The 16,187-nt window shown below is 62.4% G+C and carries 15 protein-coding genes; 12 read left to right on the top strand and 3 right to left on the bottom strand.

Annotation, left to right across the window (positions count from 1 at the left end):
* Positions 1-7: 7 nt before the first annotated feature.
* Positions 8-880, bottom strand: a complete 873-nt coding sequence (locus Q0Z93_RS06400; RefSeq protein WP_298063912.1) for a WG repeat-containing protein — start codon at positions 878-880, stop codon at positions 8-10.
* Positions 877-1,740 carry a vWA domain-containing protein gene (locus tag Q0Z93_RS06395; protein WP_298063911.1) on the bottom strand — a complete coding sequence of 288 codons (864 nt, stop codon included), beginning with the start codon at positions 1,738-1,740 and terminating at the stop codon, positions 877-879. The genes Q0Z93_RS06400 and Q0Z93_RS06395 overlap by 4 nt, the downstream gene beginning before the upstream one ends.
* Before the next feature lie 576 nt (positions 1,741-2,316).
* Between Q0Z93_RS06395 and cysQ the strand changes: the two genes are divergently transcribed.
* The 3 genes from cysQ (at position 2,317) to Q0Z93_RS06380 (ending at position 5,638) form a co-directional block, all read left to right on the top strand.
* Positions 2,317-3,171: a 3'(2'),5'-bisphosphate nucleotidase CysQ gene (cysQ, locus tag Q0Z93_RS06390; RefSeq protein ID WP_298063909.1), complete on the top strand. Its 855-nt coding sequence runs from the start codon at positions 2,317-2,319 to the stop codon at positions 3,169-3,171.
* Positions 3,155-4,261 (top strand): agmatinase family protein, encoded by a 1,107-nt coding sequence (locus tag Q0Z93_RS06385; protein ID WP_298063906.1) that lies wholly within the window; start codon positions 3,155-3,157, stop codon positions 4,259-4,261. Before cysQ ends, Q0Z93_RS06385 begins: the two co-directional genes overlap by 17 nt.
* 171 nt (positions 4,262-4,432) lie before the next feature.
* The gene (locus Q0Z93_RS06380) at positions 4,433-5,638 is read left to right on the top strand and encodes a sodium:proton antiporter (protein WP_298063904.1); all 1,206 of its coding nucleotides are present in this window, start codon (positions 4,433-4,435) and stop codon (positions 5,636-5,638) included.
* A gap of 88 nt (positions 5,639-5,726) precedes the next feature.
* Here Q0Z93_RS06380 and ribD read toward each other — a convergent pair whose 3' ends face one another.
* Positions 5,727-6,824 carry a bifunctional diaminohydroxyphosphoribosylaminopyrimidine deaminase/5-amino-6-(5-phosphoribosylamino)uracil reductase RibD gene (ribD, locus tag Q0Z93_RS06375; protein ID WP_298063902.1) on the bottom strand — a complete coding sequence of 366 codons (1,098 nt, stop codon included), beginning with the start codon at positions 6,822-6,824 and terminating at the stop codon, positions 5,727-5,729.
* Between the two features lie 135 nt (positions 6,825-6,959).
* On the opposite strand from ribD, the gene Q0Z93_RS06370 reads away from it, so the two are divergent.
* The 9 genes from Q0Z93_RS06370 to ftsH form a co-directional block, all read left to right on the top strand.
* Complete coding sequence (locus Q0Z93_RS06370; protein WP_298063900.1) at positions 6,960-7,532, top strand: N-acetyltransferase; 573 nt, start codon at positions 6,960-6,962, stop codon at positions 7,530-7,532.
* 135 nt (positions 7,533-7,667) lie between these two features.
* Positions 7,668-8,480: a peptide chain release factor N(5)-glutamine methyltransferase gene (prmC, locus tag Q0Z93_RS06365; RefSeq protein WP_298063897.1), complete on the top strand. Its 813-nt coding sequence runs from the start codon at positions 7,668-7,670 to the stop codon at positions 8,478-8,480.
* A gap of 30 nt (positions 8,481-8,510) precedes the next feature.
* Positions 8,511-9,092, top strand: a complete 582-nt coding sequence (locus tag Q0Z93_RS06360) for a regulatory protein RecX (protein WP_298063894.1) — start codon at positions 8,511-8,513, stop codon at positions 9,090-9,092.
* Positions 9,092-10,810: a M23 family metallopeptidase gene (locus Q0Z93_RS06355; protein ID WP_298063893.1), complete on the top strand. Its 1,719-nt coding sequence runs from the start codon at positions 9,092-9,094 to the stop codon at positions 10,808-10,810. Before Q0Z93_RS06360 ends, Q0Z93_RS06355 begins: the two co-directional genes overlap by 1 nt.
* Positions 10,804-11,556, top strand: coding sequence for a copper homeostasis protein CutC (locus Q0Z93_RS06350; RefSeq protein WP_298063890.1), 753 nt, complete (start codon positions 10,804-10,806; stop codon positions 11,554-11,556). Before Q0Z93_RS06355 ends, Q0Z93_RS06350 begins: the two co-directional genes overlap by 7 nt.
* Positions 11,549-12,805, top strand: coding sequence for an NAD(P)/FAD-dependent oxidoreductase (locus tag Q0Z93_RS06345; protein WP_298063888.1), 1,257 nt, complete (start codon positions 11,549-11,551; stop codon positions 12,803-12,805). The genes Q0Z93_RS06350 and Q0Z93_RS06345 overlap by 8 nt, the downstream gene beginning before the upstream one ends.
* Positions 12,806-12,833: 28 nt before the next feature.
* Positions 12,834-14,063: an RsmD family RNA methyltransferase gene (locus tag Q0Z93_RS06340; protein ID WP_298063886.1), complete on the top strand. Its 1,230-nt coding sequence runs from the start codon at positions 12,834-12,836 to the stop codon at positions 14,061-14,063.
* 288 nt (positions 14,064-14,351) lie between these two features.
* Positions 14,352-14,714, top strand: coding sequence for a ribosome silencing factor (gene rsfS, locus Q0Z93_RS06335; protein WP_298063884.1), 363 nt, complete (start codon positions 14,352-14,354; stop codon positions 14,712-14,714).
* A 48-nt stretch (positions 14,715-14,762) separates the two neighbouring features.
* Positions 14,763-16,187 (top strand): ATP-dependent zinc metalloprotease FtsH (gene ftsH, locus Q0Z93_RS06330; protein ID WP_298063882.1); only part of this gene is annotated, 1,425 nt, incomplete at its 3' end.

The raw sequence follows: 16,187 nt of genomic DNA, 5'->3' as shown, positions 1-16,187 counted from the left end.
CCGGCGGTCAGGACAGACGGATCCGCGTGTAGTCGTCGTTCTCCGGCCACAACACCTCCGCCGTGCCGTCCGCCGACACCGAACGGGCATCGGCATACACCAGCCCCCCGCCCGTCAGGCTTCCCCTTTCGTCCACATAGCCGAACCGCTTTCCGCGCCTCACCACCGCATACCCGTGGGAAAATTCGCCCACCCAGTCGTATTCCAGCGGCACCACCACGCGCCCCGTCCGGTCGAGACAGCCGTGCAGCCCTCCCTTGTCCACCGTCGCATAGCGCGAGCCGTCCCACGACAGGTCGTCATACTCCGGCGGAATCACCGTGCGGCCGTCCCGGTCGATCAGCCCCATCAGCATCCCTTCGCCCACCGGCGCGGCCACGCCCACCGCCGCCCGGCCTTCGGTGAAATCCCCCGCCCAGGTATAGCGCGGCGCAATCACGATATGTCCGTTTTCGTCCGCATAGCCGAAACGGCCCCGGCGGACGATCACCCGCAGCCCCTCGGAAAACTCGCCGTTCCCGTCTTCCGTCACAGCCGGCGCACCGGCTGCCGCACTCGCCGCCGCAGGCCGCAGCGCCACCGGATAATAGTTCCCCTGCCCCTCGTCACTATACACGTAGATTTCGTCCGGCAGAAAATCGCCGTATTCTCCCGAAGCCGCCGCCTCACCGGCTGCCGCCGAGGTGAAACAGGTCAGCCGGTACGGTTCCCTGTCCAGCTCGACGCGGAAGGTCACCCGCCCGGTGCCCGACACATAGAGCGGCATGCCCTCGTTGTCCGTGAGTGCGCGCACTTCCGCCAGCGAAGCGAAACGCCCCTGCGGATTGGCTATCGCCTCGATGTAGCCGCCCACTGTGGGAAAAATCTTTTTCGCAGTCATAACAGCAGATTGGAGGTCGCAGTGCCGATGTTCATCATCCGCACCAGATCGGTCATATTGGCGTTGTAGCCCATGCCCCGCGCCCCTCCGGCGGCCGGACGGCCTGTCATCAGGGCGATCTCGTCCCGGTAGAGCGCCGGCATCGGACTGGATATGTCGAACAGCAGCCGGGCGTAACGGTCTTCGGGCAGGTCATCTGCCGAAGCCGGGAAAAGCACGGGCTGCCGCTCCGAACCGGAAATATGTACGTTGAGCAGCAATACGTTCCCGTCTGCCGTGGAGAGCGAGCGCAGTTTCTGCGCCGCTGCCGCCAGCTGTCTCGGGCTGCCGTCCGTGGCTTCTCCGTCCGTGATGTTGATCACGGTCGGCGGGTAGCACGGCTGTCCTTTGTGTTTGGCGCACCAGGTTCTGAGCAGCTTATGCGCCTCTCCGAATGCCGCTGCCATGGGCGTGTTCCACTCCGATTCCGGCCGCACCCACACTTTTTCGCGCATCACGGTAGCCATCTGCCGGCCGTCCGGCAAGGTACGCAGGCGCCGCACGTCGCGCACGTCGACCGGGTTGTCGGCCAGCACCTCCGGCGTGAGGAACCATTCGCTGCCGAGGGTCGGCAGCGCCGACCGCACTTCGGAGCCGGAGTAGCCCAGCACGGCGATGTCGTAGTAAGGCTGATAGCCGTCGTCGCGCCGCGAGCGGGCGATCAGTTCCGAAAGCAGGGTGTTGATGGCCGAGGCCACGGCCTGTGCCTTGGCGACGGTCTGCCCGTTCCACCGGGCGGGTTCGGCCATGGAGCCGGACTGGTCGACCAGCAGCACCACGGCTGTGGGACAGGTCTGTGTAATCCGCGCAAGATAGCTCATGTGGAAAAATCGGTATGAAAAAACACGGGATCCGTCACCCCCTTGCACAGCAGGAGGGCAGTCTCCCGGTCGACAACAAAAGTCCCAGACCCGTGCGGGCTTGGGATAAAACTAAAAAAAGCACACGCCGGAACTTGCCTGAGCACGGGCACAACTGCGACCCCGGAAACACGACAAGCCCCCTACACATATGCCGTATGGCAGTATCCTGAAGTTTCGTGTTTCCCGCTTCGCCGTCAGGTCGTTGTTTTGTGCTTGGAAGCCGGATACAAAAGGACGCGGTAATAGGTGCAAATATAATATCCGCTGCGGTATCCTGAAATATCGATGCGGAAAAATAGCGGGTTATTGTAAAATTCAGGTTGGAACGATACGGAAAAAAGAATCGGGCGGCTCGGTGCCGCCCGGCCCGCGCGGTTCACAAAAGCAATGCGGCCCTCGTAAAAAAATTCCTCGGAGCGAACCCCGGCAGACTGCCGCGGCACCTTTCTTGTTCAGAAAGGCGGCAAAGCGGCCGCCCCCTGACAGAAATCCGGCCGCAATTTCATATCTTTGTTTTATTAACAGCAAAAGGTTATGATTGAGCGAGAGCAGACCGATTTTTTTCTGGTTCAGGCATACAACGCCGCCGTTCGGGCCGGAGCCAAGATCATGGAGATATATACCCGTTACGAAGACTTTTTCGTCAGCCTCAAGGCCGACAGCACGCCGATTACGATTGCCGACCGGGAGGCGCACACGCTGATCAAGCATTACCTGAGCGCGACCCGCATCCCGCTGCTGTCGGAGGAGGGGCGCGACCTCTATTTCGACGAACGGCGCGGGTGGGATCTCTACTGGCTGGTCGATCCGCTGGACGGAACCGAGGAGTTCATCAAGCGGAACGGAGAGTTCACGGTCAATATCGCCCTGATGGTGGATAACCGGCCGTACTTGGGGGTGATTTATCTGCCGACGACCGGCACGATCTATTTCAGCGACCCAGACCGCGGATCGTTCTGCAAGACGGGCGTCCGGCCGGAGATGAGCGCCGGATATACCATCAGCCTTGTTTTTGCCGGAGCGTGCAGATTGCCGGTGGTGCAGCAGCGGAACGTGCCGCTGAAGGTGGCTTTGAGCCGGTCGCACGAATCGGAACGGGTGCGGGAACATATTCTCCGGCTGCAGGAACAGGCGGGGGAGGTGCAGATCGTGGAGTACGGCAGCTCGCTGAAAATGTGCCTCGTGGCGGAAGGATCGGTGGACTGCTATCTGCGGACGACGCCGACGTCGGAGTGGGACACGGCGGCGGGCGAGGCGATCGCGCGGGGGGCGGGAGTGCGGGTGGTGTCGCTCTCGGGCGAACCGCTGCGGTACAACGAAGAGTCGCTCGAAAATCCTCCTTTCATTTGTCTGACCCAATACCTCGACGGATATGAGTGGCAGCGATAGCGTTTTCCCGAAGCATACGGTTCCGGCCCCGCCGGAGCATTTTTCGCCGGATGACGTGGGGGTGGACAACGGGAATTATTTCGGGCTGCCGTTCGGCGCGGCCGAGGCGGAATTGGTGCTGCTTTCGGTGCCGTGGGATGTGACGGTCTCCTACAACGGCGGTACGGCGGCGGGGCCGGCGGCGATTCTGGCGGCTTCGACGCAGGTGGAGCTGCGTGACGCGCATTATCCGGAGGGTTGGCGGCGGGGGATTGCGACGGTTCCGGCCGATCCGTGGATCGCAGAGGCTTCGGCCCGGCTGCGGGCTGAGGCGGAGCGGGTGATCGCTCACCTCGAGGCGGGGGGCTCGACGGTCGATGGGGAGATTGCAGCACCGTTGGCGGCGGTCAATGCGGGGTCGGAACGGCTCAACGACATCGTTTTTGCGCAGGCGGCTTCTTTTTTGGCGGAAGGGCGGATCGTGGGGTTGGTGGGGGGCGATCACAGCACGCCGCTGGGGCTGATACGGGCGGTGGCGGGTTCGCTGGCGGCGCGGGGCGAGGAGTTCGGGATTCTGCACCTCGATGCGCACGCGGATTTGCGGGCGGCATACGAGGGGTTTGCCTATTCGCATGCCTCCATTATGTACAATGCTTTGCAGCTGCCGCAGGTGGTGCGGCTGGTGCAGGTGGGGATCCGGGATTTCTGCGACGGGGAGGTCGATTTGGCGCGGGAAAGCGGGGGGCGGATCGTGCAGTATGACGATTACATGTTGGCCGAGAATGCGTTCGAGGGGCTGGACTGGGGAATGCAGTGTGCGGGGATTATCGAGCAGCTGCCGGAGAATGTCTATGTGAGTTTCGATATCGACGGTTTGTCGCCGGACAACTGTCCGGGAACGGGAACGCCGGTGCCTGGGGGCTTGTCGTATCGGGAGGCGGTGTATCTGCTGGCCCGGGTGGCGGAGTCGGGGCGGCGGATCGTGGGGTTCGACCTGACCGAGGTGTCGCCGGCGGAAAACGATGGGGAGTGGAATGCCAATGTGGGGGCTCGGGTTCTGTACAAGCTGTGTAACCTGACGCTGAAAACGGTCTCCGGCTCGGCCGGTTAAGGTGGATTTGTTGTCGGTTTTATTTTGTATTGTGCCGTCTGGTACCGTTCTTTCTGTGAACAGTCATACACGGTACAGTGCCAAATAAACCTACGTTTCCGATTGTCGTGACTCACGAATCCCGACCTAAAGCCGAAAGAAGCCAGTTTAAAAAAACGATAAAATAGACATATGTATAAGATTCTGCTATTCTCATTTTTTCTTGTACTGGGATTGACAGCCTCGCAGACCCTTCCCGCATGGATGACCGGGGAGAGCTACGCTTCGTTCAAAGGCGTGACAGACATACTGCTGTATATCTGCCTGGCATTCATTATGATTAATGTCGGACGCGAATTTGAAGTCGAGAAAAACCGGTGGCGAGGATACGTGAGCGACTATTTCATAGCCATGGCAACCGCTGCACTGCCGTGGCTGTTAGTCGCAGTCTATTACGTATTCATTCTGCTGCCCGCCCCGTACTACGGCGACTGGGACGCGTGGAAAGAGAGCCTGCTGCTGAGCCGTTTCGCAGCCCCGACCTCGGCCGGGATCCTGTTCACGATGCTGGCAGCTATCGGGCTGCGGACCAGCTGGATATACCGCAAGATACAAGTGCTGGCTATTTTCGACGACTTAGATACCATCCTGCTGATGATCCCCCTGCAGATCATGATGGTCGGATTCCGGATGGAAGTGGTCGTCATACTGGCCGTGGTGACCGTGCTGCTGGGCTTCGGCTGGCACTATCTGGCCCGGTTCGACATGCGGCAGTCGTGGTGGGCGATCCTGCTCTATGCCGTGGCCGTGATCTTCGTGACGTGGATCGTCAACCGGCTGTTCCATATCCATATCGAAGTGCTCCTGCCGGCATTCGTGCTGGGCATGGTGATGCGCCACAAACATATAGACACCCCGCTCGAACGGAAAGTGGCAGCCGGAGTATCGTTTCTGTTCATGCTGTTGGTCGGGCTGAGCATGCCTTATTTCGTGGGGGGCGGCATGGCCTCATATTCCGCCCATTCGGCGGCCGAAGACGCGGCGCCGTCCATTTTAGGCACACAGCCGATGATGTCGTGGGGGATGATCGCATTCCATGTGGTCGTCGTGTCGCTGCTGTCGAATATCGGGAAACTGGTACCCCTGTTCTTCTACCGGGAGAGAATGTTCGAGGAGCGGCTGGCCCTGTCGGTCGGGATGTTCACCCGAGGCGAAGTGGGAGCCGGGATCATCTTCATCGCACTGGGGTACAATATCGGCGGGCCGGCGCTGATTATCTCCGTGCTGACCCTGGTTTTCAACCTGATCCTGACAGGCGGATTCGTGGTCTGGGTCAGACGGTTGGCGGTGAAAGCGAACGGCAAGTTGTCGAACGCAGGGATGCAGGCCGGATTGTAACCGCTTAGGCTCCGGGCATATCTCTGAGGTCTGCCTATAGTATTCGTTGCGCTCCGGGGTCTGCGATCCCCCTTAGGGTGCGCGAAAATCACTTCCGTTGGAACGTCTTGAGCCCCAGCGCCGGCAACTCTCCGACCACCCGCGCATCCGGCGGCAGTACCGGTGCGCGGACACCTTCCGGCCTCGGGATCAGCGAAGCCGGATAGAGCTCCCGCAGAGAAACCGGAGCGGTGAATATCCGCGCCTCGTCCCACAGCCCGGCCCCGATGAAAGCATCCAGCACTTGGGCGCCCCCTTCGACGATCACCGACTGCACGCGGTACGGCGGCTGGGCGAGCGTTCGGAGCAGGCCGGACAAATCATCGAAAGTCTCGATCGCGACGTTCGGATTTCCGGCAAATCCGGCTTCCGCCGCCGCTTTTTTAGCGGCGGTGGTGAAAAGGATCGTTTTCGCGTCGCTGTCGAAAATGCGGAGACCCGGCGATAAGGTTAAATGCCGGTCGAGCACCACCCGCAGCGGATTGCGCCCCTGCCAGGCCCGCACCGTCAGCGAAGGATTGTCCCATGCCGCCGTGCGCGTTCCCACCAAAATCGCATCCTCTTCCGCCCGCCAGCGGTGAACCAGTATCCGGGCCGCCTCGCCCGTCATCCACGCCGCAGGAATCGCTGCCGACGGGCGCACGGCGTCGAGGCAGCCGTCCGAAGTCTGCGCCCATTTCAGGATGACATACGGCCTGCCGAGCGTCTGCGCCGTAAAGAAACGGCGGTTGAAATGCAAGCATTCCCGCTCCGACATCCCCACCGTCACGTCGATTCCCGCCTCGCGCATCCGGGCCACGCCCCGTCCGCTCACCTCGCAATAGGAGTCGATACAGCCCACAACCACCCGCGGAATCTTTCTGCCGATGATCAGGTCGGCGCACGGCGGCGTTTTCCCCCAGTGGCTGCACGGCTCGAGACTGACGTACAGCGTGCTCTCCTTCAGCAGAGCGCCGAAGCCGCGGGCTTCGGCATCGGCCACGGCGTTCACTTCGGCATGCGGCCCTCCGTACCGCCGGTGCCACCCCTCGCCGATGATCTTTCCCTCGTGGACGATCACGCAGCCCACCATCGGATTGGGCGACACGCTGCCGGCCCCCAGTGCCGCCAGCTCCAGGCACCTTTGCATATAGACTTCTTCTTTCATGGCAGCAAAAATAGTTATCTTTACCCGGGATAAGAAAAAATGACGGATTCCCCGCCCGAACGGCAGCGAACCGGATGTCCGGTCCCGGGCGGGCATCCGTGGGCCGGATCGCGGGATTTTGTATTTCCTTTTTTTATGAATATAGTCATCAGACCCGCTGCGGTTCAAGATTCCGGCGTGATTGTCCGGTCACTGATCCTGGCCATGGGAGAAAAAACGGCGAAGGTATATTGCGGCCCCGATTACCGGGAGGTGCTGGATGAAATCGTGCGGATGGAATGTTCGCAATACAGCTACCGGAATGCACTGGTAGCCGTGGCGGACGGCATTCCGGCCGGTGCGGTCGTCGGATACGACGGCGGCCTGCTGCAACCGCTCCGCGACCCCACATTGGCCGTGATCCGCAGATACAATCCCGGGCTTTCGGTGGTGGATGATGAGACGGAAGCGGGCGAATTTTACATCGACTCCATCGGGGTGTCGCCCGGGTTCCGGGGTCGCGGGATCGGGAGCCAACTCTTGTGCGCCATGAGAGACCGGGCATTTGCTTCCGGTCATCCGTGCGTCGGGCTTTTGGTGGATTGCGAAAATCCCGAAGCGGAACGATTGTACCTCTCGCTCGGTTTTGAACCGGTCGGAACGAAAATGTTCTTCGGACATCCAATGCGGCATTTGCAGTCGAAATACCCGGGCGAACCCCGGGTATAGAGTTGAAAATCGTTTTTAATTCCTATTTTACGGGCGATTAAGATTTGCCTCGGCCTTTCGCAGTCCGTTCCGATTGCGCGCGGCTTTCATTATCTTTGCCTTGCTTTGACTCTTTCGCAGATATATCGAGCCGCCGTGGCGCGCCTTTCGCCCCTCTATGGGGCGCAGGAGGCCCGGGCGGTCGTGGGGCGGCTGCTGGCGGACAAGTATGGCGCGGGGCGGCTGGAACGGGCCGTGAACGGCGAGGCGGAATTCAAACGGGTCGCCGAATGGGAAGCCGACCTGAAACGGATGGAAGCGTGGGAGCCGGTACAGTATGTCGTGGGGTATGAGGAGTTCTGCGGCCGGCCGTTCGAGGTGACGCGCGATACGCTGATCCCGCGGGGCGAAACGGAGCAGCTGGTGCGGGAGATTCTGTCCGGCGGCCCGAAAAAGCGGGTGCTGGACATCGGCACGGGCAGCGGAGCGATCGCGGTGACGCTGGCGGCGGAGTGGGGCGAGGCGTATGTGGAGGCCTGGGACATTTCGGCGGGAGCTTTGGCCGCAGCCTCCCGCAATGCGGTGCGGTATGGGGTGCAGGAGCGGATGCGTTTCGTGGAGCGGGACGTGTTGGCATATCGGCCGGTGGCGAACATGGAGAAGTTCGATCTGGCGGTGAGCAATCCGCCCTATGTCCCGGAGGCCGAAAGGAGCGGGATGAGGCCGAATGTGGCGGATTTCGAGCCGGCGCAGGCCTTGTACGTGCCGGACGACGATCCGCTGCTGTTCTATCGGACGATCGCTTCGCTGCCGCTTCTGAAGCCGGGAGGCGAGCTGTGGTTCGAGATCAACGAGCGGTACGGTGCTGAGACGGAGGAGCTTTTGTTGTCGCTCGGCTACGGCGAGGTGCGGGTGAGCCGGGATATTCACGGGCGGGACAGGTTCGTGCGGGGGGTGATGAAAGGATGAGGCCGGGGGCTTATATAATCAGGCAGCACTATGGTTTACTACGGGGACGAGGAGACGGGGTATAAACGGGTTCGGAAACGCAGGCGGCCCGCGGAGGCCGACTATTCGCAGCCGGCCAAGAGCGTGGAGCGGGCGCTCGAATCGCTGATGTTTTCCTGTGCCAAAAGCGAGCGGTGCATCAGCGACATCCGGCGGTCGCTTTACCGCTGGCGGATGAACGAAGCGGATTACGAGCCGATCATCCGGCGGTTGGTGGAGGAGAAATTTGTGGACGAAGAGCGCTATGCGCGGGCTTATGTGCGGGACAAGATGAACGGTTCGGGCTGGGGGCGCCGGAAGATCGAGATGGGGCTGAAAGCGAAAGGGATTCCGAAGGAAACGATCGAGGAGGCGCTCCGGCAGATCGAACCGGAGCGGCAGTCGGACAAGCTCGAGACGATGCTCCGCCGGCGGTGGCTCCGGGAGCGGGACAAGGCGAAGGGGAGGTATGAGCTGCGGAACAAACTCGTCCGTTGGGCGATGGGGCGCGGGTACGACTATTCCGAGATACAGGACGTGCTGGAGCGGATGATGGAAAAAGACTATGATCCGGGAGAAGAAGTGACAAAATAATGATTTTCAGAAGGATATTTCTTATTGCGGCCGGATTGTGCTTCGCGGCCGGCGGGCGGGCTGCTGCGAAAGGCTATGGCGCCGAGTATTACCGTTCGCCGGTCGGGTTTGCCGTTACACTGGCAGGGAATGTGGGCGAGATACGCTCCGACCACTTCCACACCGGCTTGGACATCAAGGCTTTGCAGGGGGCGGGCAGCCCGGTTTATGCCGTGGCGGACGGCTATGTGTCGCGCGTGGGCGTGTCGCCGACGGGATATGGTCATGTGCTGTATGTCACGCATCCGAACGGCGAGACCTCGGTCTACGGACACCTGAACGCTTTTGCCCCGCAGATCGCGCGGTGGGTGCGGGCGCAGCAGTACCGACGGCGGTCGTTCCGCGTCGACCTCTATCCCGAAAAAGGGCAGTTCACGGTGCGGCAGGGCGAGCGGATCGCCGCACTCGGCAATACGGGGTCGTCGGGCGGGCCGCACCTCCATTTCGAGATCCGCGACGCGCAGGGACGGCCCCGGAATCTGGTGGCCGAAGGGGTTTTTCGGGTGGCGGATCACGTGCCGCCGACGGTCAGCCGGATTCTGCTGTACGAAGTGGACTCCGTCCAGGGCGTGCCGTTCCGGAGGTTGCGGCAGAGCGTGGCGGTCAGGACGCTGGCCGACGGGACGGCGGTAGCGGCGGACACGGTGCTGCGGCTCGGCCGGCGCGGGTACCTGGCTTACGAGGTGATCGACTACAAGGACGGAAAATCCAATACGATGGGGATTTACAGCCTCGAGCAGCGGGTGGACGGCGTGCCGAACTTCGGTTTCGCCATCGACCGGCTCGATTTCGCGACGAACGGCTATGTGAATACATTCGTCGATTACCCGGAGAACCACCGGGCAAGGCGGACGTCGGTGCTGCGGGCTTACGTCTCGCCGCATAACCGGCTGGCGGTCTACGGGGTGTCGTGCGGGGGGGCGGACGGGACGATCGCTGTCGGGGAGGGGGAGGTGCGGCAGATCGAGACTCTTTTTACGGACGATGCGGGGAACCGGACGGTGCTGAAATTCCGTATCGAGGGGGTGCCGGGGGGATCGGTGGCTGTGCCTCCGGGGGAGGCGGTCTCGTGGGCGACGGGACGGACGTTCCGGCTGCCGGGGGCGGAGGTCGCGATTCCGGGCGGGGCGCTGTACGAGCCGATGATTCTGGCGGCAGCTCGTGACACGGTGAACGGCTGGGCGGTGGTGCGGTGCGGGTCGTCGGACGTGCCGCTGCAGCGGGCGGCGATGGTCTCCATAGCGGCGGCGGACAGTGTGCCGGAGCGGCTGCGGGATAAGATGCTGGTCGTCTCGGTGGACGATCAAGGAAAAATCGGCAGCGTGGGGGGCGGTTGGAAAGCGGCGTCGGGGCGGGTGACGGCTTCCGTGAAACGGCTGGGTTGTTTTGCCGTGGCGGTGGACACGGCGGCGCCGGTGATCCGGGCGGGGTATGCTGCCGGCGCGCAGATTCCGGCGGGACGGACGGTGCGGTGGACGGCGACGGACGATCTGTCGGGGATCGCCCGCTATTCCCTGACCGTGGACGGCTCTTGGGAGCTGCTGGCCTGGGACCCGAAGAGCCGGACGATGGAGCATGCGCCGACCCGCGGGACTGCGGCGGCACGGCATAGTGTGGTGCTGACGGTGAGCGATGCGAAGGGAAATACGAAAACTTGGAAAGGGACTTATATATGGTAACACGACCGATTATCGAGGTATGCGCCAATTCGGCGGCGAGCTGCGTGGCGGCGGAGCAGGGGGGAGCGGCGCGGGTCGAGCTGTGCGCGGGGATTCCGGAGGGGGGGACGACGCCGAGCTACGGCGAGATGGTGACGGCGCGGCGGGCGATCGGAATTCAGATGAATGTCATTATCCGGCCGCGGGGCGGGGATTTCCTCTACACGCCGGCGGAGATGCAGACGATGCTGCTCGACATCGAGGCGGCGAAAGCGGCGGGGGCCGACGGGGTGGTCTTCGGCTGCCTCAGGGCCGACGGGACGGTCGACACGGAGCGGAACCGGGAGCTCAAGGCGGCGGCGGGCGGACTGTCGACCACTTTCCACCGGGCTTTCGACGTCTGCCGCGACCCGTTCGAGGCGTTGGAGGAGATCATTGCGCTGGGGTTCGACCGGATTCTCACTTCGGGGCAGGAGGCGAGCGCTCCGGAGGGGGCGGCTTTGATCGCCGACTTAGTGCGCAGGGCGGCGGGGCGGATTATCATTATGCCGGGCTGCGGGGTGAACGAATCGAATGTCGCGCAATTGGCGCGGGATACCTGTGCGGCGGAGTTCCACATGTCGGCGCGGCGGCGGGTCGAGGGGGGGATGCAGTATCGGAACGAGCGGGTGTCGATGGGCGGGACGGTGACGGTCGAGGAGTTTGCCCGGAACGTGACCGATCCGGAGCGGGTGGCGCGGTCGATCGAGGCGTTGAGGCATGTATGATCTGATCGTCATAGGCGGAGGCCCGGCGGGATTGATGGCGGCGGGCGAGGCGGCATCTGCTCTTCAAGGGCGGGGGCGGGTGCTGCTGTTGGAAAAGATGGAGAAGCCGGCCCGCAAGCTGCGGATCACGGGCAAGGGGCGGTGCAACATCACCAACGACCGGCCGCGGGAAGAGTTCTTCGCCAAGGTCAGGCAGGGACGGGAATTTCTGGCGCCGGCGTTCGAGGCGTTCGACAACCGGGCCGTGATCGGGTTCATCGAGCGGGAGTTGGGGGTGCCGCTGGTGCATGAACGGGGAGGGCGGGTCTTTCCGGCTTCGGGGCGGGCGTGGGATGCGGCGGAGGCTTTGGTGGCTTGGGCTTCGCGCGCCGGTGTCGAAATCCGGTGCCATGCGCCGGTGGCGGCTTTGTGGAGGGAGGGGAATACGATAAGAGGGGTGGTGTTGCAGTCGGGCGAACGGATCGCGGCGCGGGCGGTGGTGTTGGCGACGGGCGGGGTGAGCTATCCGGCGACGGGCTCGACGGGGGATGGGCATCAGATGGCCTATGAGGCGGGACACGGTATTGTGCCGCTCCGGCCGGCGTTGGTGCCGTTGGAGGTGGCCGGGGGGCTGAAAGGGCTGGCGCTGCGGAATGTGGAGCTGGCGCTGATTGTAGATGGAGAAATGGTGGAGCGGCGGTTCGGCGAGATGGAGTTCCCTTCCGACAGGATTGCAGGCGGGGCGATCGTCTTGCAGGTGAGCAGGACGGCGGTGGATGCGATTGCGGACGGGCGGCGGGTGGAGATCGCGGTGGACTTGAAACCGGCGCTGTCGGCGGAAAAGCTGCGGAAACGCTTGGCGCGCGAGATCGCGGAACTGGGAGATGCTGCCCCGGTCAGGACTTTGTTGCAGAAACTGCTGCCGCCGCCATTGCGGCCGGTGATTGCACAGGCCGCCGGGCTTTCGCAAAAGGCTTTTGCGTCGTCGCTGACGGAACCGGACAGGGAGCGGCTGGTCGCGGCGCTGAAAGGGTGGCGGCTCCCGGTGCGGGACTACAGACCGTTCACCGAAGCGATCGTGACGGCGGGTGGGGTCGACCTCGCGGAGGTCGACCCGCAGACCCTGGCGTCGCGCTTGGTCGGGGGGCTTTATTTTGCCGGCGAGCTGCTCGACGTGGATGCGGATACGGGGGGCTATAATATCCAGGCGGCTCTTTCGACAGGTTATCTGGCGGGAAAATCCGCCTGCGGTTCGCTCCGCCGCCGCTGATCTGTCCGTACAACAATTCGATTACAAAGTGGAACAGACCGATTTCGACATACTTGTCTCGGACGCCGGGCGGAAGCTGGTCGAGCGCCATATAGACGGGGATCCGGCCCGGCTGGCTTTTACGCTGCGCATGCCGGCCGTCACCCAGCAGATCCGGATGCTCCGGAAGTGCCGTTCCAAACTGCCGTCTTATTATACGGCGAGGTGTATCGTGCCGCCGGTCGCTTACGAACAGGCGAGCAGCGAAGCTGTGGCGGCGGCCCGGACGGAAGGGTTGCTCGACGGCCTGGCTCCGGACGAGAGGCGGTTGGCCGTCGATCTGACCTGCGGATTAGGGGTCGACTCGCTGGCTCTGAGCCGGGCGTTCGAGCGTGTGACGGCGGTGGAGATCGATCCGTTGCGAACGCAGGTCGCACAGTGGAATTTCCGGCTGCTCGGAGCGGAAAATGTCGGCGTGGTCAATGCGGCTGCGGAAGATTTCCTCGCCGCATGGCCGGCGGGACGGATGATCGACTTGGTGTATGTCGATCCGTCGCGCAAAAAAGCGGACGGGAAACGGGTCTATTCGCCCGGGGAGAGTTCGCCGGACATCCTGAAACTGCTGCCGCCCCTGCGGAAGATAGCGCGGCGGGTGGTGGTGAAGCTCTCGCCGCTGTTCGACGTGGCCGAAGCGTACCGGGTTTTCGGCGAGGATACCTGCGTGGAGGTGATCTCGCTCGACGGCGAGTGCAAAGAGGTGCTGGCCAAAATCGGTTTCGGCGCGGGCGGCGGGAAAACGCCTTACCTGCGGGTGACTGCGATCCGCAGGGGACGGGTGCTGCGTTACGATTTCAGCCGCCGGGCCTGTGAATGCGACGGCGCTCCGGCGGCAGACCTCGGCGAGGCGCGTTTCCTGCTGGTTCCGGACGTCGCTTTTTACAAGGCCCGGGCCGTGAACGCCTATGTCTCGGAATACCTGGCGGATGCGCCGGGCGCTTTGAGGCTGTCGGGGGAATATCTGTTCTCGGACGAGCTGCCGGAGGAGTTCGCGGGCAAAACCTACCGGATTACCTTCCGGCACCCTTACCAGCCGAAGGAGATCGGACGCCTGCTGCGCTCGCGGGGCATACGGCGGGTGAATGTCCACCGGCGGAATTTCCCGTTCACTTCGGAACAGATCGGCCGGGCGTTAGGGGTGGAGCTGGGCGGAAGCACCGATATTTTCTGCACGGTGGCGGATGGCCGGCCGACGGTCTTTTTTGTCGGCAGGATCGACTGACCCGGCCGCCGGCGGTTATATCCTTTATGTACCCGCATTTTTTGGGGGGAGTGCATTTTCCCGGCCCGCGCCGGTGACGACTTCTAAGCCGACTTCTATAGCTCTACCCTAAAAGACCGGCCGCCGGCAGGCCCGGTTCGAGTGCCGGGCGGCCCCCGGCGCAGAGCCGAACCGAAAAGAGAAGGAAAGTACATTAAAGTATATAGTCGCGTAAAATTAATTACCTTTGTCCTTTAAAACGCACGGACGAGGGCCTCGTCTGCGCCGAAAACAGAACCGAAAATCCGAATGAACGATAGTACCAAGACCCTGACCGACATCATCGTCCGCGCCATGCAGGACAAAAAAGCCGCGCATATCGTCAGCCTCGATCTGAGCTCCCTGGACGGCACCGTCTGCGACACTTTCGTCATCTGCAACGCCGATTCCACCACCCAGGTGGCGGCCATCGCCGCCGGTGTGGAAGAAAAAACCGTCGAAGCGATCGGCGAGAAGCCTTGGCGCGTGCAGGGGCTCGACAACGCTTTGTGGGTGGCCATGGACTACGGCGACGTGATGGTGCACATATTCCAGACCGAGATGCGCGATTTCTACCGGCTGGAAGATCTCTGGGCCGATGCGCCGGCTGCCGAATATACCAACGAATACTAAACCTCCGTTATTTACAGTGACTCCCGAAAAAACGGGAACCCGAAACATATGGCAAACGACAAACGCAACACCCTGCGCCCCCGGTTCAATATCTACTGGATGTGGGGTATTATCATAGTCATCATCCTGGGGTGGGCCTACCTCGGCGGAGGAGGCCAGCAGAGCAAGATCGACTGGGACGTGCTGCGCGACACCTTGCTGCCGCAGGGACACGTCCAGCGGGTGCAGGTGGTCAATAAAGAGGTGGCCCAGGTGTACCTCGACCCGAAGGTCGTGGCTTCTTATAAGCGACAGGAACGCTATAAGTACATTCCGGACCAGGGGCCGCAATTCTTCTTCAACATCGGCTCGCTCGAGAAATTCGAGAACGACTACCAGGCGGCGAGGGACAGCATCCAGGCCCGCGATCCGCAGATTCCGGAACTGCCGGGCCTCACTTTCGAGAACGAAAGTTCGGGGTGGATGACCTTGTTCTGGCAGGCGTTTCCGTTCATCCTGATCGTCGTGTTCTGGATTTTCATCATGCGGCGCATGTCGGGCGGGGCCGGCGGGGGAACCGGTGGAGGGGGCGTGTTCAGCGTCGGGAAAGCCAAAGCCAGGCTGTTCGACAAGGACAACGACCAGAAAGTGACCTTCAAGGATGTGGCGGGGTTGGAAGAGGCGAAAGTCGAGGTGATGGAGGTCGTCGATTTCCTGCGGAACCCGGGGAAATACAGCGAATTGGGCGGGAAAATTCCGAAAGGGGCTCTGCTCGTGGGGCCTCCGGGGACGGGGAAAACGCTATTGGCGAAAGCTGTGGCGGGGGAAGCCAACGTGCCGTTCTTCTCGATCAGCGGCTCCGATTTCGTGGAGATGTTCGTGGGGGTCGGGGCATCCAGGGTGCGCGACCTCTTCAAACAGGCCAAGGAAAAGGCGCCGTGCATCGTTTTCATCGACGAGATCGACGCCATCGGGCGGGCGCGGTCGAAAAACAGCGGCTGGTCGTCCAATGACGAACGGGAAAATACGCTCAACCAGCTGCTGACCGAAATGGACGGGTTCGGAACCAATGCGGGGGTGATCATTCTGGCGGCCACAAATCGGGCGGATATTTTAGACAAGGCCTTGCTGCGGGCCGGGCGTTTCGACCGCCAGATCGAAGTCGGGCTGCCGGACATCAAGGAACGGGCGGAAATCTTTGCGGTGCACTTGCGCAAACTCAAGCTCGATCCGAGCCTGAAGACCGATTTCCTGGCGCGCCAGACACCGGGATTCTCGGGAGCCGATATTGCGAACGTCTGCAACGAGGCGGCCCTGATTGCCGCGCGGAAAAACAAGTCGCAGGTCGAACGGCAGGACTTCATGGACGCCGTGGATCGCATTATCGGGGGCTTGGAACGCAAGAACAAGATCATTACGGAGGCGGAAAAGCGGACGATCGCTTTCCACGAGGCGGGACATGCCACGGTGAGCTGGATGCTCAAGTGGGCCAAT

This window comes from uncultured Rikenella sp., from assembly GCF_947628055.1.
Taxonomy (GTDB): Bacteria; Bacteroidota; Bacteroidia; order Bacteroidales; family Rikenellaceae; genus Rikenella.
The sequence above is the reverse complement of the archived record's forward strand: the minus strand, read 5'-3'. Positions and strand labels throughout refer to the sequence as shown.

Bases quoted from the DNA above. Each gene is read 5' to 3' on its own strand.
- Q0Z93_RS06400 (WP_298063912.1), bottom strand. From the start codon at position 880: ATGACTGCGAAAAAGATTTTTCCCACAGTGGGCGGCTACATCGAGGCG.
- Q0Z93_RS06395 (WP_298063911.1), bottom strand. From the start codon at position 1,740: ATGAGCTATCTTGCGCGGATTACACAGACCTGTCCCACAGCCGTGGTG.
- cysQ (WP_298063909.1), top strand. From the start codon at position 2,317: ATGATTGAGCGAGAGCAGACCGATTTTTTTCTGGTTCAGGCATACAAC.
- Q0Z93_RS06385 (WP_298063906.1), top strand. From the start codon at position 3,155: ATGAGTGGCAGCGATAGCGTTTTCCCGAAGCATACGGTTCCGGCCCCG.
- Q0Z93_RS06380 (WP_298063904.1), top strand. From the start codon at position 4,433: ATGTATAAGATTCTGCTATTCTCATTTTTTCTTGTACTGGGATTGACA.
- ribD (WP_298063902.1), bottom strand. From the start codon at position 6,824: ATGAAAGAAGAAGTCTATATGCAAAGGTGCCTGGAGCTGGCGGCACTG.
- Q0Z93_RS06370 (WP_298063900.1), top strand. From the start codon at position 6,960: ATGAATATAGTCATCAGACCCGCTGCGGTTCAAGATTCCGGCGTGATT.
- Q0Z93_RS06360 (WP_298063894.1), top strand. From the start codon at position 8,511: ATGGTTTACTACGGGGACGAGGAGACGGGGTATAAACGGGTTCGGAAA.
- Q0Z93_RS06355 (WP_298063893.1), top strand. From the start codon at position 9,092: ATGATTTTCAGAAGGATATTTCTTATTGCGGCCGGATTGTGCTTCGCG.
- Q0Z93_RS06350 (WP_298063890.1), top strand. From the start codon at position 10,804: ATGGTAACACGACCGATTATCGAGGTATGCGCCAATTCGGCGGCGAGC.
- Q0Z93_RS06345 (WP_298063888.1), top strand. From the start codon at position 11,549: ATGTATGATCTGATCGTCATAGGCGGAGGCCCGGCGGGATTGATGGCG.
- rsfS (WP_298063884.1), top strand. From the start codon at position 14,352: ATGAACGATAGTACCAAGACCCTGACCGACATCATCGTCCGCGCCATG.